The sequence below is a fragment of the Pseudarthrobacter sp. alpha12b genome (assembly GCF_054130495.1).
Window position 1 is genome coordinate 664,296 of sequence record NZ_CP196746.1, and the last position, 23,391, is coordinate 687,686.

Sequence of the window (23,391 nt, forward strand, 5' to 3'; positions counted from 1 at the left end):
CGGCATGGCGGGTGCGTTCAGCCCCGAAGTGCTTCAGCGGGCGTTCCAGCGGTACTCGTTCTCCGGCCTGCCCGGCGTGCCGTAGCGGGCGGTGCGGGAAACCGTGCCGGCGTCGGCAAGGTACTCCAGGTAGCGCCGCGCCGTCACCCGGGACATGCCCAGGGCATCCATGACCTCGGTGGCGGACACTGCCTCGGGCTGCCCGCGGAGGAACTCCTGGACGGAGCCAAGCGTCGACGTCGAGAGGCCCTTGGGGAGCGGGAGTTCGGACGGCGCCCGGAGGCTCGCAAAGGCCTGGTCCACCTCGCTTTGCGAGGCGCCCCCCTTGCCGGGACTGCCGCTGGAACCGGCCAGCTGCTGCCGGAACTGTCGGTAGTTCTCCAGCTTGTCGGAGAAGGTGGCGAAGGTGAAGGGCTTGATCAGGTACTGGACCACACCGATGGCAACGGCGCTGCGGACAATTGCGAGCTCGCGGACGGCGGTGATGGCGATGATGTCCGCGAGGATGCCCGCCGAACGCATCCGCCGGGCGATGTCCAGGCCGTGCAGGTCGGGCAGGTTCATGTCCAGCAGAACCAGTTCCACGGGCTCTCCAGCGGCCACGAACTCGTTGAGAAGCCGCAGGGCGGACTGGCCGTCGGGCGCGGTCCCCGCGAGCTCGAATCCTTCCAGCCGCCCCACGTACGCGGCATGGGCCGCCGAAGCGATGGCCTCGTCTTCGACGACGAGGACCCGGATGTTGCTCACTGTCTGTGCTCCTTCTCCGCGGACACCGCCGTGGGCAGGAATACTTCGAACTTGGCGCCGCGCCGGCCGTTGATGGCCAGCGTACCGCCCAAACGCTGCACAGCCTGCCGGACCAGGGCCAGGCCAATGCCCCGGCCCCCCGTCCCGGCGGGCTTCGTACTGAATCCGTGCCGGAGAATCTTTTCGGAGTCTGCGGGGTCGATGGGCGCCCCTGAATCGTCAACGGCGATGTCCATTCCTTCTTCGTCCGCCTCCAGGGTCAGGACAACCCGCCGCGGCGGCGGCGCATCGGCGGCAGCATCGATGGCATTGTCCAGCAGGTTGCCCAGGATCGTCACCAGGTCCTGGACGGCCACCCGGGGTGCCGCGCCGGAGCCGAGGGTGGAGACATCCAGCTGGACGCCGCGTTCGTGGGCCTCGGCCACCTTGCCCATGACCAGGGCTCCGACCACCGGTTCATCGATCGAGCTCAGCATATCGTCTGTCAACTGCTGGCTCAGGGCCAGGTCCTGGGTGGCGAAATCGAGGGCTTCCCCCGTCCGGCCAAGTTCCAGGAGCGAAACCATCGTGTGAAGCCTGTTGGCGTGTTCGTGGGTCTGGGCCCGCAGCGCGTCGGAAAGGGTCCGCATGGTCTGGAGTTCGTTGCCAAGGGCTTCAATCTCGGTCCGGTCCCGGAGAGTGGCCACCGTTCCGTACACGGGGACCTTGCCGCGTGCCCCGGGGGATTCGGGGGCCCGGGCCGGCCCCTGGTTGACCACCAGCACGCGGGAGCCCGTCAGGACGATCTCGTCCTTGGTGGTGCGTCCGGAATCAAACAGGCTCCGCAGTTCGCTGTCCAGGGGGAGGTCCGACAGCGATGGCGGCCGGGTGGGATCGTTGCTTCCGGTCTCGGCCAGGCCCAGCAGATCGGCAGCGTGGTCGTTGTACATCACCACGCGCTTCCTGGCATCGATGAGGATCAGCCCCTCGCGGACCGAGTGCAGTACCGATTCGTAGTATGCGAACAGCTGCGCCAGCTGTTCCGGCCCCCAGCCGCGCGTTACCCTGCGGAGATACCTTCCCAGCAGCCAGGACGCCAGGGATCCGCCCAGCAGCAGGGCGATGCCGACGGCGAGCAGGACCGGCAGGCGCCCGGCGAACGCCACATCGACGCTGCGGACGGTAACGCCGGCCGCCACCAGCGCCTTGACGTTCCCCGCGGCGTCCTTGACCGGAACGATTGTCCGGACGGAAGGACCAAGGGTGCCAGCGGTTACCTCGGTGAACGGCTGTCCCCGCAGCGCGGCGTCGATGGATCCGATGTATGGGCGGCCCAGTTCTTCATCCCGCGGGTGCGTCCAGCGGGTCCGGTCGGGAGCCATGATGGTAATGAAGTCGATATGGGCCGCGCTGGTGACATCCCTCGCGTAGGGCTGCAGGAGGGCCGACGGGTCCGGCGTGGCTGCTGCCTGCAGCACCAGGGGATTGGCGGCGATGGAGGCGGCCACCCCTTCCATGCGGCGGCCGGCCTCGTCATACGTCCGGTCCCGCGCGTCAACGTATGCGGCCGTTCCCACAATGGCGATGAAGGATATGACGATCAGGAGGTTCGCCAGGAAGAGCCGGCGGGCAATACTCCAGCGGTGGATCATGCCTGCCTCCCTTAACCCTGCGGCTGCCGCGACCAATATGAACGCAACGGTGAGCTGGATCACGGGGTGCCCAATGATGGATATCACATTGCACGGACGTGTTGAGCCCAGAGACTGCGCCGCAACGTCTATCAGAATATCCACAAGGAGACACATCATGGCTTCTCAACGAGGAGAGTCGCTCAAGACCGCGACGCCGCGGCGCAAGGGACTGGACAAGTCCCACTACCTCTACATTGCCGTAATCGCCGCCGTCGTCCTCGGCGCGGTGGTGGGCCTGCTCTTCCCGGAGGTGGGCAAGTCCCTCAAGCCCCTGGGTGACGGCTTCGTCAAGCTCATCAAGATGATGATCGCCCCGGTCATCTTCTGCACCATCGTCCTGGGCATCGGCTCCATCGCCAAGGCGGCCACCGTCGGCAAGGTGGGCGGCCTCGCACTGGGCTACTTCATCATCATGTCCACCTTCGCCCTGGCCATTGGCCTGGTGGTGGGCAACCTGATCCACCCCGGCGAAGGCCTGAAGCTGACGCCCTACGATCCCAACAAGAAGGCCGCCACGGACAGCACCGTGGACTTCCTGATGGGCATCATCCCCAGTGACATCCCTGTCCTGCCCACCCTGCTCGCCGCCATCCTGGTTGGCTTCGCGCTGCAGAAGATGGGCGCCCAGGGCGCTCCGATCCTCAAGGCCATCGGCCACGCCCAGGCGCTTGTGTTCCGCATCCTCATCATGATCATGTGGATCGCTCCGGTCGGTGCCTTCGGCGCCATCGCCGCCGTCGTCGGCGCAACGGGCTTCCAGGCCATCGTGAGCATGTTCACCCTGATGATTGCTTTCTACATCACCTGTGCACTGTTCATCGTGGTCATCCTGGGCGGCCTCCTCCAGGTGGTTGCCGGCGTGAACATCTTCAAGCTGATGAAGTACCTGGCACGTGAGTACCTCATCATCTTCTCCACCTCCTCCTCGGAAGCGGCGCTGCCCCGCCTGATCGCCAAGATGGAACACCTCGGCGTCTCCAAGCCGGTTGTGGGCGTCACCGTTCCCACGGGCTACTCCTTCAACCTGGACGGAACCGCCATCTACCTGACCATGGCCTCCCTCTTCGTTGCCAACGCCATGGGAACCCCGCTGGACCTCGGCGCACAAGTCTCCCTGCTGGTCTTCATGATCATCGCCTCCAAGGGTGCCGCCGGCGTGACCGGCGCCGGCCTTGCCACCCTCGCGGCAGGCCTGCAGGCACACCGTCCCGAGCTGCTGGGCGGCGTGGGCATGATCGTTGGCATCGACCGCTTCATGTCGGAGGCCCGGGCCCTGACCAACTTCACCGGCAACGCCGTGGCAACGGTCCTGGTGGGCACCTGGGTCAAAGAGATCGACGGCGGCCAGGTTGCCCGCGTCCTCTCCGGCGAAGTGCCCTTCGATGAGCAGACCATGATCGCCGGCCACGGCGAGATGGCGCCGAAGGAAGAAGGCGCACTCGAGGCTGCCAAGGCCTAGCCGGCCAGCCGCGTACGACACGCAAAACCGCCCCCGCAGCCACGCTGCGGGGGCGGTTTTTTGTTGCCCGGCACTTCAACCTTAGACCTCAGCTAGAGGGTCAAGGCTCAACATTCGCGGAAAGTCAAGTTCCGTCGAATACCGTGTCGGGCGCTGTAACCTAGGGAGCAGAACGAACGGCGCTGGTCAGCCAGCGGCAGGAAATCACCGTCATCGAAAGTGTGGACAGATACGTGAGCAGCGAACAGGGTTCAGCAACTCTGGAGGGCACGGAATTCGACCTGGAAAACGCGGTGATGGGCCCTACGGGACGCCCATACCGCGAGTTCCCGGAACCCGCGCCGCTGTCCTCCCACGGCCCGGCCCGCGTCATCGCCATGGTCAACCAGAAGGGTGGCGTGGGGAAGACCACCTCCACCATCAACCTGGCCGCGGCGCTCGCCGAGTACGGTCGCCGCGTCCTGCTCGTGGACTTCGACCCGCAGGGCGCGCTGTCCGCCGGCCTGGGCGTCAACCCGCATGAGCTTGACCTCACCGTGTACAACGTCCTGATGGACCGCAAGGTGGACATCCGCGACGCCATCCACCAGACCGGCGTCGAGAACGTCGACCTGCTGCCGGCCAACATCGACCTCTCCGCCGCGGAAGTGCAGCTGGTCAATGAGGTGGCGCGTGAACAGGTCCTGGACCGTGCGCTCAAGAAAGTCGAAGACGACTACGACGTCGTCCTCATCGACTGCCAGCCTTCCCTGGGCCTCCTGACCGTTAACGCCCTCACCGCGGCCCACGGCGTCATCATCCCGCTCATCTGCGAGTTCTTCGCCCTCCGCGCCGTGGCCCTGCTCGTCGAAACCATCGACAAGGTCCAGGACCGGCTGAACCCGCGGCTGCAGGTGGACGGCGTGCTGGCCACCATGTATGACGCACGGACGCTGCACAGCCGCGAAGTTATCACGCGCCTGGTGGAGGCGTTCGGTGACAAGGTCTTTGAAACCGTGATCAAGCGCTCCATTAAGTTCGCTGATGCCACCGTGGCCGCGGAGCCCATCACCAGCTACGCCGGAAACCACGTGGGGGCCGACGCCTACCGCCGGCTCGCCAAGGAGCTGATCTCCCGCGGCGGCGCACCCTAAGCACGCCGTGGCCGAATCCAAACCCGGCTTCGAGGTGCGGCTGGCCAACTTCACCGGTCCGTTCGACCTCCTTCTGGGACTGATCGCCAAGCACCAGCTGGACATCACTGAAGTGGCCATCGCCACGGTCACCGATGAGTTCATCAAGTACATCCGCAGACTGCAGCAGCTCGGTGAAGAATGGGCCCTGGACGAGGCGAGCGAGTTCCTGGTGATTGCCGCCACCCTGCTTGACCTCAAGGCGGCACGGCTCCTCCCTGCCGGTGAAGTCGAGGACGACGAGGACATCGCCCTGCTGGAAGCGCGGGACCTCCTCTTCGCCCGTCTACTCCAGTACAAGGCGTTCAAGCAGGTGGCAGGCATCCTGGGCGAAACGCTGCACCAGGAAGGCCGCCGCTTTCCGCGGCAGGTGGCGCTTGAGGAACATTTCGCGGCGATGCTCCCCGAACTGGTCTGGAAACACACCCCCCAACAGTTTGCTGCGTTGGCCGAGGCCGCGCTCCGGCCCAAGGTGCCGGCGCAACCACCGCAGGTGGCACTGGGCCACCTCCACGGCAGCAACGTCAGCGTCAAGGAGCAGGCCGAAGTACTGGGGCGCCGCCTTCAGTCCGAGTCTCCGCTGACCTTCCGGTCCCTGATTGCCGACGCCGACTCCACGCTGGTGGTGGTGGCACGGTTCCTGGCCCTCCTGGAGCTGTTCCGGGACAGGGCTGTCTCGTTCGACCAACTGTCCCCGCTGGCGGAGCTTGCCATCCACTGGACGGCCGGCGTGCGGGACTGGTCGGCGGAAAACCTGAGCGAAGAATATGAGGAGCAACTGTGAACCCCAAGGCACAGGAGAGGGAGCGGGACTGCAGCGATCCGCAGGAGGGGACGGGATACGGCCCGGACTTCGCCGACCTTCCCGGCGGCGCCAAGGCTGCCCTGGAAGCGGTCCTCATGGTGTTGGATGAACCAGCCACGGAGGATGAGTTGGCCGCCGGGGTGGGGCTGACGGTCGATGCGGTCCGTTCCCTGCTGGCAGAACTGCAGGGCGATTATAACGGCTATACTGTTAAAGCCCCGGAGATGGAGAGTGCCAGCAGCGCTGGTATAGGTTCCAGCCCCCGGGGTTTTGAATTGCGGAACATCGCCGGTGGCTGGCGGATCTATTCCCGCGCGGAGTTTGCCGACATTGTGGGCAAGTACGTGCTTGAGGGACAGACTGCCAGGCTTACCCAGGCGGCGTTGGAAACACTGGCAGTCATCGCGTACCGCCAGCCCGTTTCCCGGGCGCGCGTGTCTGCAATTCGCGGTGTCAATGTTGACTCCGTCGTACGGACGCTGGCCCAGCGCGGGCTGATCGAGGACGCGGGAACGGATCCCGAGTCCGGCGCAATCCTCTACCGGACTACCTCGTATTTCCTCGAACGGATGGGAATCAGTTCGGTGGGGGACCTGCCCCAACTGTCGCCGCACCTTCCGGGGCTCGACGGGATCGCAGAGTTCTACGACGCCGAGACGATGTAGGCGGGACAACCCTGCCGGCACCAATCCAATGAGCAGGTTTATTTATCAGGGCAGACGAAGTCTGCGTGGCTGGCTAAGGTTGTCCTTGGACATCTCTGCCGGCCAAAACACATTGAAGGACGGGTCATGACACAGGCGGGACGCCAGGGTTCACCACGTAACAGCTCGGGACGCGGCGGGAACGAACGCAGCGGTTCACAGGGCAATTCAGCACAGCGCAGTTCAGCGCAGCGCAACCCAACACAGGGCGGCAGTTTCAGCGGAGGCTCCCGCGGCGGAGCAGGCAAGCGCGCTTCAGGATTCGGCGGGGACCGCCCGAACCGTGCGCCCAAGCCGCGCGAAGAACGCTTCGTGGACCCCGACCTCGCAGGGGAGCAGCAGGGACGTGGAGCTGAGGGCGCCAGGGGTGCCAAGCCGTCGTCGCGCAAGCCCGCTGCCCGCAAGCCCGGCGCCAAGAAGGCCCCCGGAACTCCCGGCGCCCCCAAGGCCAAGCCGCGTACCGGCGCTCCCGGTGCAGCCGCTTCCCGCGCCTTCGGCAGCGAACGCTTTGGCCAGAACCTCGGTCCGGTCCGCAAACCCGCCCGGAAGAAGGGCCCCCGCGGCAACGTTCCCCAGTCCGAACTCCACGATGCCGACGGCGTCCGCCTCCAGAAGGTGATGGCCTCCGCAGGAGTCGCGTCCCGGCGCGTCTGCGAGGAAATGATCGCTGAAGGCCGCGTTGAAGTGGACGGCCAGGTGGTCACCGAACTCGGCGTCCGCGTGGATCCCAAGACTGCCGTCATCCATGTTGACGGCCTGCGGATCCAGCTGGACGAGAACCTGGTCTACATGGTGTTCAACAAGCCCAAGGGCGTGGTGTCCACCATGGAGGACCCCGAAGGCCGTCCCTGCATCAGCGACTTCCTGAAAAGCAACAAGAATACCGGCGAACGCCTCTTCCACGTGGGCCGGCTCGACGTCGCCACCGAAGGCCTGCTGCTGCTGACCAACGACGGCGAACTCGCCAACCGGCTCACCCACCCGTCATACGAGGTTCCCAAGACCTACCTGGTGCAGGTGCGCGGCCCGTTCCCGCAGGGGGTCGGCGCCCAGTTGAAGGCGGGCGTCGAGCTGGAGGACGGGTTCGCTTCGGTTGACTCCTTCCGCCTGGTGGACTCCACCCCGGGCCACGTGTTGATTGAGGTTGTGCTCCACTCCGGCAAGAACCGGATTGTCCGCCGCCTCTTCGATGCTGTTGGCTTCCCGGTCCAGCGGCTGGTCCGCGTCAAGGTGGGCCCCATTGGGCTCGGGGACCAGCGCCAGGGCAGCATCCGCAACCTGGGCAAGCAGGAAGTCGGCCACCTGCTGGCATCCGTAGGGCTCTGACGCATGTCCGCGTTCAAAAGCCAGGGCCGCGGCCACCTGGATGGCCCGGTGATGGTCATTGGCACCGGACTGCTGGGCACCAGCATCGGGCTGGGCCTGCGGGGGCGGGGTGTACCAGTGTTCCTTTCGGACCCGTCGCCCACCAACCAGGCGGTCGCGGTGGATATCGGTGCCGGGCGTCCATTGCAGGACCTCGGCGGCGCGAAGCCCCAGCTCGTGGTGGTTGCCGCTCCGCCGGACGTTACTGCCGGCGTCGTGAACCAGGCGCTGGCTGACTACCCCGACGCCGTCGTGGTGGACATCGCCAGCGTGAAGGCGGACATCCTGTCCCGGCTCCGCGGCCTCGGCGCAGACCTCTCCCGCTACGTTGGCACCCACCCTATGGCCGGCAGGGAGAAATCCGGTCCGGTGGCGGCCCGCGGCGAGCTCTTCACCTCCATGCCGTGGGTACTCTGCCCGTCGGAGGAGACCTCGGCCGCTGCCCTGCAGGTAGCCCGTTCGCTCGCCTCGGACCTGGGTGCGGTCGTTTCCCAGTTCAGCGCCGATGAACATGACGAAGCCGTCGCCCTGGTTTCCCACCTGCCCCAGGTGATGTCGTCCCTGCTTGCCAGCCGCCTGCAGGGGACGCCGCTGCATGCCTTGTCCCTTGCCGGCAACGGCCTGCGCGACGTCACCAGGATCGCCGCCAGCGATCCCACCCTGTGGGTGCAGATCCTGGGCGGCAACGCGGCCAAGGTTGTCCAGATCCTTTACGGCGTCCGCGAGGACCTGAACCGCCTGATCGGGACCCTGGAGCAGCCCACCGCGCCGGGAGCCCGGCTGGACCTGGCCCAGCTCATCAGTGAAGGCAACGCAGGGCAGGCCAGGATTCCCGGCAAGCACGGCGGTCCGCCACAGGCATACTCCTGGCTCACGGTCCTGGTGGATGACAGGCCCGGCCAGATCGCACAGCTGCTCACCGAAATCGGGGAAATCGGCGTCAATGTCGAGGATCTCCGGCTGGACCATTCCTCCGGACAAAACGTGGGCATGGTGGAATTGTCAGTGTTGCCGAACAAGCACGACCACCTGATCGAAGCCCTTAACGACCGTGGATGGCGGGTACTTCAGTAATGACACAGGAACTCCTCGAAACCATGCGCGCGCTGCGCATCGGCCGGCCGCTGGTGGTTGCCATCGACGGGCCGTCCGGCTCCGGAAAATCCAGCGTGAGCAAGGAAGTTGCCCGCAGGCTCCGGCTGGCCTACCTGGACACCGGCGCCATGTACCGTGCCCTGACCTGGTACTGCGTCACCGAAGGCATCGACCTTGGCGACGGCGCGGCAGTGGAACAGGCCTCCCGGGACTTTGTCCTGGAATTGAGCACCAGCCCGCAGGAGGAATACGTCCGGGTCGGTGGCGTGGACGTCACCGATGCCATCCGGGAGCCGGCCATCTCCTCAGCCGTCAGTGCCGTCGCCACCACCCTTGGTGCCCGCACGGAACTGATCCGGCGGCAGCGGGACCTGATCGAAAAGCACCACCGCCGCATGGTGGTGGAAGGCAGGGACATCACCACCGTCGTCGCGCCCGGAGCCGAAGTGCGCATGCTCCTCACCGCCAGCGAGGAAGCCCGCCTGCGCCGGCGGGGCATGCAGCTGGGCGGCACGCAGAACGCCGAGCAGCTGGCAGCCCAAGTGACGCACCGGGATGCCAAGGACTCCACGGTGGTGAACTTTACCCAGGCCGCGTCCGGGGTGGTGACGCTGGACTCCTCGGACCTGGACTTCGAACAGACCGTGGATGCAGCCCTCGTGATCGTCACCAAGGTCCTCAACCGTGACTGACGCCGGTGCCGGCCTGCCGTCCGGGCTGACCATGGCGTGGAGCAGGCCTGTCGGCTGGATCCTGGACCACCTGGTATACCGGACCACCGTGACCGGCAGGACCAACGTCCCCACGGGCGGACCGGTGATCTTCGCAGGCAACCACATCAGTTTCCTTGACGGGCCGGTGATGTTTGGTGCCGCGCCGCGGCCCATGCACATCCTGGTGAAGCAGGAAATGTTCAAGGGTTTCCTGGGCCGCGTGCTCACCGCCTCCGGACAGCTGCCCGTGGACCGCCGCGGGGACCGTGCCGCGCTGCAGCGCTGCAAGGACATGCTCGACGCCGGACGCTGCGTTGGGATTCTTCCGGAAGGGACGCGGGGGAGCGGCGCAGCTGCGGACATCAACGGCGGCGTGGCCTGGCTGGCGCTGAACTCCGGGGCGCCGGTGGTGCCGGTGGCCATCCTGGGCACACGGCAAGGCGAAGAACACCTGGACTTCGTTCCACGGCCGGGACGGCGCTTCCACGTCAGCTTCGGGTCGGCCCTTACCCTGGCCCGCCGGGCCGGTGAAAGCGGGCGTGCTTCAATGGACAGGGCGGCGCAGGATATCCGGGCAGCGCTGGCAGGGCACGTCCAGGACACCATCCAACTCAGCGGGCAGCCCCTGCCCTTCGCTGACCACAACGACTTGACAGCAGTAGCCGGGGACGCCGGCAGATGACCACTAAGGACAGTGCAATGAGCGACACCACCCAGACTTCCGGGCATTCCGGCGCCGACGACGAATACACGCCCTCGGGCACCGACCAGGTTGCCGAACGCCTGGCAGCGATTGGCGACGACGAAGCCGAGCTCCGTGCCGCTTCCCTCCGGGCCGGCCTGGAGGATTACGAGCTCGACGAGGACGACGCCGCCCTGCTGAGCGGCGAGTACGGCGACGAGGACCTTGAAGGCCCCCTCAAGCTGGATCCTGTCCTGGCCATCATCGGCCGGCCGAACGTGGGCAAGTCCACCCTGGTGAACCGCATCCTGGGCCGCCGCGAAGCAGTGGTGGAGGACACTCCCGGTGTCACCCGCGACCGCGTCATGTACTCAGCGAACTGGAACGGCCGCAACTTCACCCTTGTGGACACCGGCGGGTGGGAACACGACGCCCGCGGCATCCACGCAAGGGTCGCCGAGCAGGCTGAGATGGCAGTGGAACTCGCCGATGCCGTGCTCTTCGTAGTGGACTCCGCCGTCGGTGCCACCGCTACGGATGAGGGCGTCATGAAGATGCTGCGCCGGAGCAAGAAGCCCGTCATCATGGTGGCCAACAAGGTGGATGACTTCGCCCAGGAAGCCGACAGCGCATCGCTGTGGGGCCTCGGTTTTGGCGAGCCGTATCCGGTGTCCGCCCTGCACGGCCGCGGGGTGGCCGATCTCCTGGACCACGTCATGGATGTCCTGCCCGAGTTCTCCACCGTGGAAGGAGTGGAACGATCCGGTGGCCCACGCCGCATCGCCCTGATTGGGCGCCCGAACGTGGGCAAATCCTCGCTGCTGAACAAGCTCGCAGGTTCCGAACGCGTGGTGGTGGACAACACCGCCGGCACCACCCGGGATCCCGTGGATGAATTCATCGAACTCGGCGGCCGTACCTGGCGTTTCGTGGACACCGCCGGCATCCGCCGCCGCCAGCACATGGCGCAGGGCGCGGACTACTACGCCTCACTGCGGACGCAGGCCGCGCTCGAGAAGGCGGAGGTGGCCGTCGTGCTCCTCGCCGTGGATGAGGTCCTCAGCGAGCAGGACGTGCGTATCCTGCAGCTTGCCATCGAGTCCGGCCGTGCCCTGGTCCTGGCCTTCAATAAGTGGGACCTGCTCGACGACGAACGGCGCCGCTACCTGGAACGCGAAATCGAGCAGGACCTGGCCCACGTGGAGTGGGCGCCGCGGGTCAACATCTCGGCCAAGACCGGCTGGCACAAGGACCGCCTGGTCCCGGCCCTGGACCTGGCCCTGGAGAATTGGGACCGGCGGATCCCCACCGGGCGCCTCAACGCGTTCCTGGGCGAGCTCGTCGCCGCCCACCCGCACCCGGTGCGCGGCGGAAAGCAGCCGCGCATCCTCTTCGGCACGCAGGCATCGAGCCGGCCGCCCAAGTTCGTGCTGTTCACTACCGGTTTCCTGGATCCCGGGTACCGCCGCTTCATCACGCGCCGCCTTCGCGAGACTTTTGGTTTCGAGGGCACGCCCATCGAGGTGAGCATGCGCGTCCGTGAGAAGCGTGGCCGGAAGCGTTAATTGCGACACACCTTGGGGCTGATCACCGGAAAGTGTCACTGGCACCCCTCCGGATCGTGTAAGCTCTTCTAGGTGGTTCGGCCGGACTGCTGATGAAAATCCTCGGGTTTGAGTTCAGCGGAGAACGGCAGAACCAGCGGGCTGTAGCGCAGCTTGGTAGCGCACTTGACTGGGGGTCAAGGGGTCGCAGGTTCAAATCCTGTCAGCCCGACCGAAAAGCGGAAAGCGCCGGAGAATGTCTCCGGCGCTTTCCGCTTTTTTTGGGTCCGTGGTGTTTCCCGGCCGCGCACCTTCCTTCGGACAAATCACCCCGCGCGCCGGGGGTGATTTGTCCGGACGGGGGTGTCCTGGGCGGAACGCGCCATCACAGCGGGCCGGCTAGCCGAGGGCGGCGTCGAGGGTGACGAAGCCGTAGCCCGCGGCCCGGAGCTGGGAGATCACTTGTGGGAGGGCCGCGGCGTCGAGCGTTGAACCGTCGTCGGGGTTCGAGCCGAGGTGCATCAGGACGATCTCCCCGGGCTGTGCAGCAGCCATGACGCGCTGGACGACAAAGCTTGGGCCGCGCGTTCCGTTCAGGGTGCCTTGCCAGCCCAGGGTGTCAACAGTCCACCGGATCGGCGCGTACCCGGCGGCGTTGACGTCTGCGATCGTGCGGGAGTCGCGGGCGCCGAACGGGAAGCGGAAGAACGGGAGCGGGTCGCCTCCAGCGGCCTCGATGGCCCTCTGCGCACTGCTGATCTCGGCCGCGATCTGGGCGTCGGTCAGGGCGGTGAAGTCTGGGTGGGTCATGGAGTGATTGCCGATCCGATGCCCCGCGTTATAGATCAGCGCCGGATCGGAGGGGAACTGGTTGACCCAGTCTCCGGTAAGGAAGAACGTTCCCGGTACGCCGTTGGCTGCGAGGGTGGCGAGGATGGATCTGAGGGCGGCGTCGTTGGCGCCGGCGTCGAACGTGAGCGCGACAACCTTCTGCGCGGTCGGAATGCGCTCAAGATCCACGCCCAGGAGCGCCGGCGGAACGCTGGTGTAGATGACCTCGATCCTGCTGCTGGCAGCGTGCCACAGGATCGAACCGTGCTGGAAGTCGTTGCGGCGGCCGCCCGTGATGCCGTACTCGTCCGTCACGGGGAATCCGAGCGCGCCGGCGGGTCCGCCGAGTTCGAGGTAGCGTCCGCGGATTGCCCCGTGCACCTCGTGTGCTCCGGTGGTGGGGCTGAAGTAGAGTGCTCCTCCGGCGAAGTTGTTGTATCGGCCTGCGGCGCCCGGGGTGGAGGTTTCGTCCGTGAGTGGGAAGCCGAGGAAGCCGGCGGGTCCGCCGAGTTCGAGGTAGCGTCCGCGGATTGCCCCGTGCACCTCGTGTGCTCCGGTGGTGGGGCTGAAGTAGAGTGCTCCTCCGGCGAAGTTGTTGTATCGGCCTGCGGCGCCCGGGGTGGAGGTTTCGTCCGTGAGTGGGAAGCCGAGGAAGCCGGCGGGTCCGCCGAGTTCGAGGTAGCGTCCGCGGATTGCCCCGTGCACCTCGTGTGCTCCGGTGGTGGGGCTGAAGTAGAGTGCTCCTCCGGCGAAGTTGTTGTATCGGCCTGCGGCGCCCGGGGTGGAGGTTTCGTCCGTGAGTGGGAAGCCGAGGAAGCCGGCGGGTCCGCCGAGTTCGAGGTAGCGTCCGCGGATTGCCCCGTGCACCTCGTGTGCTCCGGTGGTGGGGCTGAAGTAGAGTGCTCCTCCGGCGAAGTTGTTGTATCGGCCTGCGGCGCCCGGGGTGGAGGTTTCGTCCGTGAGTGGGAAGCCGAGGAAGCCGGCGGGTCCGCCGAGTTCGAGGTAGCGTCCGCGGATTGCCCCGTGCACCTCGTGCGCTCCGGTGCCGGGGCTCCAGTAGATCGCGCCTCCGGCGTAGTCCTGGGCGCGACCCCCAGCGATGTCGTATGTGCTGCCGACTGGCGTGCCGAGGAACGATGCGCTGCCGCCGAGCTGCTCATAGTGCTGGAAGATCGCGTCATCGCCGGCCTGCGCGACCGCCATCGACGCTGGAACGCTCCGCGGGGCAGCCACCGCTGATGCGTCGGCAGCGGACGGCCCCAGGGCCGTGCCCCCGAGGCCACCGCCGAGGGCGAGGGCCAAGGCCATTCCGAGGACGGCGGATCGAGACCGGCGCATTGTGACCCCTTCGTGCTAATCGAGACATGCGAGCCTTGGTCAGGACGCTACGCCCAAGGGGTGTGCCCGGGCAGGGCCAGAGGTCCCGAGCCCGCAATCCGATCACCCGCGGCACCGTCCGCGGCGCTGCCGCAGTCGCCGCGCTTTGGGGTCCGCTCGAAGATCAGCCGGGTGCCAAGGGTCCCGGGGGAGAGACAGAAGGCTGCCGAGGAAGACTGGCGGGGCGGGAGAGGACGGTCTCGAGGACCCGTAGGAGGAGTCGACCTACTCCTCCGGCGGCATCGACGGCTGGTACGTCTATAACTTCACCAACCCCACCCTCAAGGGCGGTTGGCCGGTGGTCTTCACCATGACGGGGCAGGTTCCCCTCGCGTTCCTCCCGGCTGGCCTCCTCGGGCACCTTGCGGGCAACTGGCGCGGCGCTATGGCAGCGGGGCGTGCATGGGTGTGACGGACCTGGTGGCTTTAATGGCCCACTACGTGGGCTTCCCGGGCAGCCGCGGGACGCCTCGGGGCCGAATTTTCCTACTTCAGGAACTTCGACGTCCTCCGGTCAGCCAGGATCTTGCCTTTGGTCTGGCAGGTGGGGCAGTACTGCAGCGCTGTGTCTGCGAACGACACCTCGCGGACGGTGTCACCGCAGACCGGGCAAGGCTGGCCCGTCCGGGCATGGACCCGCATATGTCTGCGTTTGACGTCCTTGAGATCCTTGGGCGGTTTGCCGGCGGCCTCCGCCAGGGCTTCGCCGAGCACGCTGTGAATAGCGTCGTAAAGCACCTGTACTGTCTCCCGGTCCAGGGACTTCGCGATGGCGAACGGCGAAGTCCGGGCGGCGTGCAGGATTTCGTCGCTGTAGGCATTGCCGATTCCCGCGATGACGCTCTGGCTGCGCAGGAGGCCCTTGACCTGCTGTGAACTGCCAGCCAGGATTTCAGCCAGCATGTCGGCGTCGAACGCTTCCGTAAAAGGATCCGGGCCCAGCGTGGCGATGCCCGGCACGTCCTGCGGGTCATGCACCACGTAGACGGCCAGGCTCTTCTTGGTACCCGCCTCCGTCAGGTCCAGGCCGCGCGGTCCGTTGGGGCCGGAGAACGCGCACCGGACCGCGATGAGGCCCTTGCCCATCCGGAGCTGGCTGTCGGCGGGGGTGTCAGTGAAGCGCACCCAGCCCGCACGCGCCAAGTGGAACACCAGGGAAATTCCGTCCGTATCGATGCTGATGAACTTTCCGAACCGGCGGACGCCGGACACGGTGCGGCCCTCCATGGCGTTATAGGGAGGGTCAGCCGTCTTGAGCACGGCGAAGGAGACAACCTGCAGTTTGGTGACGGTGCAGCCCCGCAGCTGTTCGTCAAGGAACCCCGCCAGGCCGGCGACTTCAGGAAGTTCCGGCATGGCCTACCCGCACTCTCTCGAAGATGCTGCACCGGTGCTTGCACTCATGGGCTCCATCTTGTCAGAAAGGCCCGCGCCGGCCCCGGCAGTTGTGCCTATACTTTCAGCGGCGGCCCGATTTTCGGGCCCTTTGTGACATTGGCGCGTACCCCGATGAAAGGCCCCCCATGAGCAACATTCCCGAAGACCTGTCCTACACCGCCGAGCACGAGTGGGTCACCGCCCCGAACACTGACGGCGTGGTCCGCGTTGGAATCACGGATTTCGCCCAGGACGCCCTCGGAGATGTGGTTTACGCCCAGATGCCCGAGGTAGGCACGAAGATTACGGCAAACGAAGTGGTGGGCGAGGTTGAGTCCACCAAAAGCGTGAGCGATATCTACGCACCCGTTTCCGGTGAAGTCGTGGCCCGCAACGACTCCCTGGACAGCGATTCGGCCCTCATCAACACCGATCCGTACGGCGACGGCTGGCTCATCGAGATCAAACTGGCCGAACCTGACGCCGTTGAGTCATTGCTCAGTGCATCCGAGTACGAACAACAGGTAGGCTAAAGCTAACCGGTATTTCCGGTCCGGCCCCGCATCGCGGGCATGGCGTCTCCGCACGTCAGAGCCCGGATCGGGAGCCGGTGCCGGACCTGCCGGGCAGGCCGGGGACTAAACGTTGGTTGCGGGTTTCGCGCCTGCAACGTCTATGAGGAGGAATCCATGGCTGGCCACAGACACAACCCTGCCGATGGGGATCACGGCACGGGTGCGGCTAGGGCGTCGGAGACCACCTCGATCCATCTCACCCCCGTTACTGACGAACCCACCATCGCCCCCAAGCTGTCCTCGGAAGAGCGCAACTCGGTGGAGGCCCTGCCTGCCGGGTCAGCGCTGCTCGTTGCCCACAGTGGCCCGAATGCCGGCGCCCGGTTCCTGTTGGATTCGGACGTAACCACGGCGGGCCGCCACCCGGATGCGGACATCTTCCTGGATGACGTCACGGTGTCGCGGCGCCACGTGGAGTTCCGGCGTACCGCACGCAGCTTCGAAGTTGTGGACAAGAACAGCCTCAACGGCACGTACGTCAACCATGACCGCGTGGACAGTGTGGAGCTGAAGTCCGGCAGCGAAGTCCAGATCGGCAAGTTCCGCCTCACCTTCTACCTGAGCCCTGCCACGGCTGCAGGCCGCAGCTGAACCGGGACCGCTGCCTGTGGCAATGGCACAACCGGAACGCCGGGGCCCCCAGGTCCTGAACATTGGTGAAGTCCTCGCTCAACTGAGCGCGGACTTCCCGGGCATGACCGCGTCGAAGATCCGGTTCCTTGAGGAAAAAGGACTGATCAACCCGCGGCGCACCCCTGCCGGCTACCGCCAGTATTCGGACGGGGACGTGGAGCGGCTGCGCTTCGTCCTGGCCCTTCAGCGGGACCAGTACCTGCCCCTGAAAGTCATCAAGGACTACCTTGACGCCATCGACAGGGGAGAGCGGCCGGAGAACCTGCCGCCCGGCGTCGTGGTTTCCCCCCGTATTGTCTCCGATGAGCTGGCCGCCGAGCTGCAGAACCGCGCCCGCAAACTGAGCGAGGAGCAGCTCCGCACCGAGTCCGGCGCCAGCGTTCCCCTGCTGCAGTCACTCCTGAGTTTCGGCCTCATCAGCCACAGCAACGGCCAGTTCGACGAGCATGCCCTCCAGGTTGCCCGCGCCTGTGTCCAGCTGGAAAGCCACGGCCTGGAACCGCGCCACCTGAGGCCGTTCCAGGCAGCGGCCGAACGGGAATTCGGCCTGGTGGAACGCGCTGTCGCACCCCTTGCCTCGCGCAAGGACTCGGCATCACAGGCACGCGCGGCAGAGGCCGCCCGCGAGATCAGCGATCTCTGCCTTACCCTGCACCGGGCCCTGGTGCAGGACCACATCTCACGCATGGACATCTGATGATCGAAGTCGAGATTGTAGGCGTTCGCATCGAACTGCCTTCGAACCAGCCGCTGGTCCTGCTCAAGGAGATGCACGGCGAACGCCACGTCCCCATCTGGATCGGCACCCCGGAAGCCAGTGCCATCGCCCTGGCCCAGCAGGGCGTGGTCCCGCCCCGTCCCATGACCCACGACCTCCTGGTGGACGTGGTGGAGTCGCTGGGCCACTCCGTGGTCAGCGTCAACATCGTTGCCGTGGAAGACAACATTTTCTACGGGCAGCTGCAGTTCGAAAATGGCACCACCGTCAGCTCCCGGGCCTCGGATGCGCTGGCCGTTGCGCTGCGTGCGAAGTGCCGGATCTGGTGCGCCGATTCCGTGATGGACGAGGCCGGAGTCCGCATCACGGAGCACGATGATGGCGAGGACGCCGAGCCCGGCCCCACAGTCGATGAGGAGCGCGAACTGCGGCGCTTCCGCGAATTTCTGGATGACGTGGAACCAGAGGATTTCGACGGCTAAGGTCACGTTAAGGTTAAAGTTAAGGCTGAAAGTTTCGACACGCCTCTTCCAAGCCCCGAAGGTCTTTGACCTAGGGACCCGCCGGGCCTAACGTCGAAGTATCAAGTTCCCTTGCTTACGGCAGCCGCGCAAGTCACACTGGAAAGTGCGCCCCGCGGAAGAATTACACCCATGGCCTTCGTGCCACGGCTGCAGTATCAGTTCTGGGGAGCGTACGACAAGGAGGATCCAGGTGAGTCCCAAAGGCGAAGCAGGCGGGCTTAAACAGCCCACGGCTGGTGTTGCTGTGCCCGTGAGCGGTGCCCAGGGCCTCCTGTTCACCGAAGACCTGCCGGTGCTGGATGAGGACGCCGGCTACCGGGGTCCCACTGCCTGCAAGGCCGCAGGCATCACCTACCGCCAGCTCGATTACTGGGCCCGCACTGGCCTGGTTGAGCCTGCCGTCCGCGGCGCCGCCGGATCCGGTTCGCAGCGGCTTTACGGGTTTCGCGACATCCTGGTCCTTAAAGTGGTCAAGCGGCTCCTGGATACCGGAGTTTCCCTCCAGCAGATCCGCACGGCCGTGGAACACCTGCGGGAGCGCGGCGTTGAAGACCTGGCCCAAATCACGCTCATGAGCGACGGCGCCAGCGTCTACGAGTGCACCTCCGCCGATGAAGTCATTGACCTCGTGCAGGGCGGCCAGGGCGTCTTCGGCATTGCCGTAGGCCGCGTATGGCGCGAAGTCGAGGGCAGCCTCGCCTCCCTGCCGAGTGAGCACGCCGCCGAGCAGTCCTTTCCGGACGACGAACTGAGCAAGCGGCGGGCGGCGCGGAAGATCAGCTAAGGCTTTAGTGGCAAAAAAGGTGCCGCTCTCCGGATGGAGGGCGGCACCTTTTTATCGCTGCACCGGAGGTCGTGCCCTGTGCTACCGCGCGCGGCTGCGCAGGCCGCTGCCAGTGGCCATCAGGTTGGACAGCAGGTCATCGAACAAGCCGGCGGCGGACTTTGCAGAATCCCCGGGCCAGTGGTGGACGGGGTGGGCTGCGCCCTGGATCTGCTGCCAGTTGGCCTGTTCGGGAATGCGAGGGCTCAGCAGGAGCTCGCCGAACATTGACTCCATCTCCGCCAGCCGGTAGGTGTGCTCGGAAGAGCCGCTCCGGACCCGGTTGGCCACTATTCCCGCCGGTGAAAGATTTGGCGCAAACTCCTGCCTGAACAGCTGGATGGCGCGCATGGTGCGTTCGGTCCCGGCAACCGAGAACAGGCCGGGCTCGGCGACCAGGGCAACCTTGTCGCTCGCCGCCCAGGCCATACGGGTCAGCCCATTGAGGGACGGCGGGCAGTCGATAAGGACCAGTTGGTAGTCGTCGGCGCCGGTGAGCACGGAGGAGAGCCGGCGGAGATCGCGGCGGCCAAGGTCCGGCCGGTCGTAGATTCCGGTGTAGGCAGAGCCGACGGCGACATCCAGGACCGCGGGCCCGGAGCCGTTGGAGGGGGCGCGGTCAGCCCAGCTGCTCCGCACCACGTTCTCAGCCAGTTTGGCCCTGCGGGGGCTCTTCAGCATCCTGCCGATGTCCAGCTGGTCACCGGGCTGCACGCCGAGGGCGGTGGTGGCGTCGGCATGCGGATCGAGGTCCACCACCAGCGTGCGGACTCCGGCGGCCAGCGCCGCAGACGCCAATCCTGTGGTGACGGAAGTCTTGCCGACTCCACCCTTGAGGCTGCTGATGCTGACTACTTGCACTTGAGAGACCAAAACCTAACGCCGGATGCCGTGTTGGGGGTAATGTTTGCCTCGGCAGAGCCGAAGCCGGACGGTCCTGCCGCCCCACTCATCATATGTTGAAGCGTCGGCGAATCCTGCTTTATCGGGCGTCGGCATGGCACCCACTGTGCTGCCGGGGCGGTTTCCGCCAGCCAGGCTGAAAGCGTTCGGGACATGACGGGAAAATCTGTGACCGTGGCCACAAAGATTTGTGTTTGCCCTTGCAGGTCCTAGACACTGTGACCACTCATCGATCCACCCGCAATGATGCAGGAGAAGTATGTTTTCCAAAGTTCTGGTGGCCAACCGCGGTGAAATCGCGATCAGGGCCTTCCGCGCCGGCTACGAGCTGGGCGCCAAGACCGTTGCCGTTTTTCCCCAAGAGGACCGTAACTCGATCCACCGCCAGAAAGCGGACGAGGCCTACCTGATTGGCGAGGAAGGACATCCCGTCCGGGCATACCTGGACGTGGCGGAGGTGGTGCGGGTCGCAAAGGAATCCGGCGCAGACGCCATTTACCCGGGCTACGGCTTCCTCTCGGAAAACCCGGAGCTGGCCCGTGCGGCGAAGGAAGCCGGCATCACTTTTGTGGGTCCGCCTGCCGAGGTCCTTGAGCTTGCCGGCAACAAGGTGGCCGCACTGAAGGCTGCCCGTGAGGCCGGTGTCCCGGTCCTGAAGTCCAGCGAGCCGTCCAAGGACCTGGACGAGCTCCTGGCTGCGGCCGACGAGATTGGCTTCCCCATTTTCGCCAAGGCTGTTGCCGGCGGCGGCGGCCGCGGCATGCGCCGGGTGGATACCCGCGACGCCCTGCCCGAAGCCCTGAAATCGGCCATGCGCGAAGCCGATGCTGCGTTCGGTGACCCCACCATGTTCCTGGAGCAGGCAGTCCTCCGCCCCCGGCACATCGAGGTGCAGATCCTTGCGGACGCCGAGGGCAACGTCATGCACCTTTTCGAGCGTGACTGTTCCATTCAGCGGCGGCACCAGAAGGTCATCGAGATCGCTCCTGCCCCCAACCTGGACGAGGGCATCCGGCAGGCCCTCTACCGGGATGCGGTGAAGTTCGCCAAGGCCTTGAACTACGTCAACGCAGGGACCGTTGAGTTCCTGGTGGACACCGAGGGTGAGCGGGCAGGCCAGCACGTCTTCATCGAAATGAACCCGCGCATCCAGGTGGAGCATACGGTCACCGAGGAAGTCACGGACGTGGACCTGGTCCAGGCCCAGATGCGGATTGCCTCCGGGGAGACCCTTGCCGACCTGGGCCTGTCGCAGGACACTGTCAAGCTTCGCGGCGCCGCCCTTCAGAGCCGCATCACCACGGAGGATCCCGCCAACGGGTTCCGGCCGGACGTCGGAAAAATCACCGGTTACCGCTCGGCAGGCGGTGCCGGTGTGCGGCTTGATGGCGGAACGGTCTACTCCGGAGCCGAGATCAGCCCCCACTTCGACTCCATGCTGGTCAAGCTCACCTGCCGCGGCAGGGACTACCCGAGTGCCGTTGCGCGTGCCCGCCGCGCCCTGGCCGAGTTCCGCATCCGCGGTGTCTCCACGAACATCCCCTTCCTCCAGGCCGTGCTGGATGACCCGGACTTCATTGCCGGGGATGTTGCCACGAACTTCATCGACCAGCGCCCGGAGCTGCTCAAAGCCCGCGTCTCCGCTGACCGCGGCACCAAGCTCCTGACCTGGCTTGCGGAGGTCACCGTCAACAAGCCCAACGGCGAGCTCACGGTCCACTCCGATCCTGCCCACAAGCTGCCCGACGTCCAAGGCAAGCAGGGGGTGCCGGGTTCGCGCCAGAAACTTCTCGAGCTGGGCCCGGAAGGCTTCGCGAAGGCGCTCCGCGAGCAGACCGCCGTCGCCGTCACCGACACCACCTTCCGTGACGCGCACCAGTCCCTGCTGGCCACCCGCGTCCGCACCCGCGACCTCGTCGCCGCCGGCCCCGCCGTCACGGCACTGCTCCCTCAACTGCTGTCCGTCGAGGCGTGGGGTGGAGCAACCTATGACGTCGCACTGCGCTTCCTGGGGGAGGACCCCTGGGACAGGCTGGCCGCGCTGCGCAAGGCCATGCCGAACGTCTGCATACAGATGCTGCTGCGCGGCCGCAACACGGTTGGCTACACGCCCTATCCGGAAGAGGTCACCGAAGCATTCGTCAACGAGGCCGCAGCTACCGGGATCGACATCTTCCGTATCTTCGACGCCCTGAACGACGTCAGCCAGATGGCGCCGGCCATCCGCGCCGTCCGGGCTACGGGAACCGCCGTCGCTGAAGTGGCGCTCTGCTACACCGGGGACATGCTGGACCCGGAAGAGAAGCTCTACACCCTGGACTACTACCTGGGGCTGGCGCAGAAGATCGTCGACGCCGGAGCCCACATCCTGGCCATCAAGGACATGGCGGGGCTGCTGAGGCCCGCGGCTGCGGCCAAGCTGGTTGCCGCTCTTCGGGAGCGCTTCGACCTGCCGGTCCACCTGCACACCCATGACACCGCGGGCGGCCAGCTCGCCACGCTGCTGTCGGCCGTCGACGCGGGTGTGGACGCCGTGGATGTTGCCTCGGCATCGCTGGCCGGGACCACCAGCCAGCCCTCGGCGTCGGCCCTTGTTGCAGCCCTGGCCCACACCCCACGGGACACCGGCCTCAGCCTGGACGCCGTCAGCTCGCTGGAGCCTTACTGGGAGGCCGTCCGCCGTGTGTACGCGCCGTTCGAGTCCGGCCTGCCCGGCCCCACCGGCCGCGTGTACAAGCACGAAATCCCGGGAGGCCAGCTGTCCAACCTGCGCCAGCAGGCCATGGCGCTGGGACTGGGGGAGCGCTTCGAGGCCATCGAGGATATGTACACCGCGGCGGACCGCATCCTGGGCCACTTGGTCAAGGTCACGCCGTCCTCCAAGGTAGTGGGCGACCTCGCACTGCACCTGGTGGGCCTCAACGCGGATCCTGCCGACTTCGAAGCCAACCCGCAGAACTACGACATCCCGGACTCCGTCATCGGCTTCCTGTCCGGCGAGCTCGGTGATCCTCCGGGAGGCTGGCCGGAACCCTTCCGCACCAAGGCCCTCCAGGGCAGGAGCGTGAAGGTCCGCGACGTGGAGCTCAGTGCCGAGGACAGCGCCGCGCTCAAATCCGATTCCAAGACCCGGCAGCACACACTCAACCGGCTCCTCTTCGACGGTCCCACCAAGGACTACCTGAAGAGCGTGGAGACGTACGGCAACATCTCGGTCCTGGACACCCGCGACTACCTCTATGGGCTCCAGCGCGGCACCGAGCACGAAATCCAGTTGGAGCGCGGCGTGCGGTTGATCGCCTCCCTGGAGGCCGTCTCGGAGCCGGACGAAAAGGGCATGCGGACCGTCATGTGCACCCTCAACGGCCAGTCCCGGCCCGTGGTGGTGCGTGACCGCTCCGTGGTGAGCAACGTCAAGGCCGCCGAGAAGGCCGATCCGGCCCAGCCCGGCCAGGTGGCCGCTCCGTTCGCCGGGGCCGTCACCGTCACGGTCAAGCCGGGGGAAACGGTCAATGCCGGAGACACCGTGGCAACCATCGAAGCCATGAAAATGGAAGCATCCATTACGACGCCGGTAGCCGGCAAGGTGTCCCGCCTCGCCATATCCGCCGTCGAGCAGGTCCAGGGCGGAGACCTGCTGCTGGTCATCGAACAGTAAAAAGCCTGCAAGA

Annotated in this window: 19 protein-coding genes, 1 tRNA gene and 1 pseudogene; 16 read left to right on the forward strand and 5 right to left on the reverse strand. The window is 66.2% G+C overall.

Translation table 11 applies throughout. From position 1 onward, the window contains the following. Positions 1-33: 33 nt before the first annotated feature. Positions 34-747 (reverse strand): response regulator, encoded by a 714-nt coding sequence (locus ACTAQI_RS02970; RefSeq protein ID WP_457949454.1) that lies wholly within the window; start codon positions 745-747, stop codon positions 34-36. Beyond that, positions 744-2,378, reverse strand: coding sequence for a sensor histidine kinase (locus tag ACTAQI_RS02975; RefSeq protein ID WP_457949456.1), 1,635 nt, complete (start codon positions 2,376-2,378; stop codon positions 744-746). The genes ACTAQI_RS02970 and ACTAQI_RS02975 overlap by 4 nt, the downstream gene beginning before the upstream one ends. Before the next feature lie 157 nt (positions 2,379-2,535). Here ACTAQI_RS02975 and ACTAQI_RS02980 point away from each other — a divergent pair, with 157 nt between their 5' ends. The 10 genes and pseudogenes from ACTAQI_RS02980 (at position 2,536) to ACTAQI_RS03025 (ending at position 12,191) form a co-directional block, all read left to right on the forward strand. After that, the gene (locus tag ACTAQI_RS02980; protein ID WP_457949458.1) at positions 2,536-3,879 is read left to right on the forward strand and encodes a cation:dicarboxylate symporter family transporter; all 1,344 of its coding nucleotides are present in this window, start codon (positions 2,536-2,538) and stop codon (positions 3,877-3,879) included. 233 nt (positions 3,880-4,112) lie between these two features. After that, a complete protein-coding gene (locus tag ACTAQI_RS02985; RefSeq protein WP_079597205.1) occupies positions 4,113-5,012 on the forward strand; it encodes a ParA family protein in 900 nt (299 codons plus the stop codon). Between the two features lie 7 nt (positions 5,013-5,019). Continuing rightward, on the forward strand, positions 5,020-5,835 hold the full coding sequence (locus ACTAQI_RS02990; RefSeq protein ID WP_457949460.1) for a segregation and condensation protein A: 816 nt from the start codon (positions 5,020-5,022) through the stop codon (positions 5,833-5,835). A 116-nt stretch (positions 5,836-5,951) separates the two neighbouring features. Further along, on the forward strand, positions 5,952-6,521 hold the full coding sequence (gene scpB, locus ACTAQI_RS02995; protein WP_457950976.1) for an SMC-Scp complex subunit ScpB: 570 nt from the start codon (positions 5,952-5,954) through the stop codon (positions 6,519-6,521). 126 nt (positions 6,522-6,647) lie between these two features. Continuing rightward, positions 6,648-7,886 (forward strand): pseudouridine synthase, encoded by a 1,239-nt coding sequence (locus tag ACTAQI_RS03000; RefSeq protein ID WP_457949462.1) that lies wholly within the window; start codon positions 6,648-6,650, stop codon positions 7,884-7,886. Between the two features lie 3 nt (positions 7,887-7,889). Further along, complete coding sequence (locus ACTAQI_RS03005; RefSeq protein WP_457949464.1) at positions 7,890-8,999, forward strand: prephenate dehydrogenase; 1,110 nt, start codon at positions 7,890-7,892, stop codon at positions 8,997-8,999. Further along, entirely contained in the window at positions 8,999-9,712 is a 714-nt protein-coding gene (gene cmk / locus ACTAQI_RS03010; RefSeq protein WP_457949466.1) for a (d)CMP kinase, read from the forward strand. Before ACTAQI_RS03005 ends, cmk begins: the two co-directional genes overlap by 1 nt. Before the next feature lie 31 nt (positions 9,713-9,743). Beyond that, positions 9,744-10,422: pseudogene (locus ACTAQI_RS03015) on the forward strand (lysophospholipid acyltransferase family protein). A gap of 10 nt (positions 10,423-10,432) precedes the next feature. Continuing rightward, the gene (gene der / locus ACTAQI_RS03020; protein ID WP_457949468.1) at positions 10,433-11,980 is read left to right on the forward strand and encodes a ribosome biogenesis GTPase Der; all 1,548 of its coding nucleotides are present in this window, start codon (positions 10,433-10,435) and stop codon (positions 11,978-11,980) included. Positions 11,981-12,117: 137 nt separating this feature from the next. Beyond that, a tRNA-Pro gene (locus ACTAQI_RS03025) sits at positions 12,118-12,191 on the forward strand. A 167-nt stretch (positions 12,192-12,358) separates the two neighbouring features. Here ACTAQI_RS03025 and ACTAQI_RS03030 read toward each other — a convergent pair. Together ACTAQI_RS03030 and ACTAQI_RS03035 are read right to left on the reverse strand one after the other, a co-directional pair. Then, positions 12,359-14,128: a polysaccharide deacetylase family protein gene (locus ACTAQI_RS03030; protein WP_457949470.1), complete on the reverse strand. Its 1,770-nt coding sequence runs from the start codon at positions 14,126-14,128 to the stop codon at positions 12,359-12,361. A 525-nt stretch (positions 14,129-14,653) separates the two neighbouring features. Next, positions 14,654-15,523, reverse strand: a complete 870-nt coding sequence (locus ACTAQI_RS03035) for an Fpg/Nei family DNA glycosylase (RefSeq protein ID WP_457949471.1) — start codon at positions 15,521-15,523, stop codon at positions 14,654-14,656. A 167-nt stretch (positions 15,524-15,690) separates the two neighbouring features. Between ACTAQI_RS03035 and gcvH the strand changes: the two genes are divergently transcribed. The 5 genes from gcvH (at position 15,691) to ACTAQI_RS03060 (ending at position 18,778) form a co-directional block, all read left to right on the forward strand. Continuing rightward, on the forward strand, positions 15,691-16,077 hold the full coding sequence (gene gcvH / locus ACTAQI_RS03040; RefSeq protein ID WP_255175126.1) for a glycine cleavage system protein GcvH: 387 nt from the start codon (positions 15,691-15,693) through the stop codon (positions 16,075-16,077). Positions 16,078-16,233: 156 nt separating this feature from the next. Beyond that, positions 16,234-16,710 carry an FHA domain-containing protein gene (locus tag ACTAQI_RS03045; RefSeq protein WP_457949473.1) on the forward strand — a complete coding sequence of 159 codons (477 nt, stop codon included), beginning with the start codon at positions 16,234-16,236 and terminating at the stop codon, positions 16,708-16,710. Positions 16,711-16,732: 22 nt separating this feature from the next. Then, positions 16,733-17,449 (forward strand): transcriptional regulator FtsR, encoded by a 717-nt coding sequence (gene ftsR / locus ACTAQI_RS03050; RefSeq protein WP_457949475.1) that lies wholly within the window; start codon positions 16,733-16,735, stop codon positions 17,447-17,449. After that, a complete protein-coding gene (locus ACTAQI_RS03055; RefSeq protein ID WP_457949477.1) occupies positions 17,449-17,952 on the forward strand; it encodes a bifunctional nuclease family protein in 504 nt (167 codons plus the stop codon). The genes ftsR and ACTAQI_RS03055 overlap by 1 nt, the downstream gene beginning before the upstream one ends. A gap of 232 nt (positions 17,953-18,184) precedes the next feature. Further along, positions 18,185-18,778, forward strand: a complete 594-nt coding sequence (locus ACTAQI_RS03060; protein ID WP_018763528.1) for a MerR family transcriptional regulator — start codon at positions 18,185-18,187, stop codon at positions 18,776-18,778. A gap of 81 nt (positions 18,779-18,859) precedes the next feature. Here ACTAQI_RS03060 and ACTAQI_RS03065 read toward each other — a convergent pair whose 3' ends face one another. Beyond that, positions 18,860-19,678: a ParA family protein gene (locus ACTAQI_RS03065; protein ID WP_457949479.1), complete on the reverse strand. Its 819-nt coding sequence runs from the start codon at positions 19,676-19,678 to the stop codon at positions 18,860-18,862. 301 nt (positions 19,679-19,979) lie between these two features. Here ACTAQI_RS03065 and ACTAQI_RS03070 point away from each other — a divergent pair, with 301 nt between their 5' ends. Further along, positions 19,980-23,378 carry a pyruvate carboxylase gene (locus ACTAQI_RS03070; protein ID WP_457949481.1) on the forward strand — a complete coding sequence of 1,133 codons (3,399 nt, stop codon included), beginning with the start codon at positions 19,980-19,982 and terminating at the stop codon, positions 23,376-23,378. Positions 23,379-23,391 lie beyond the last annotated feature (13 nt).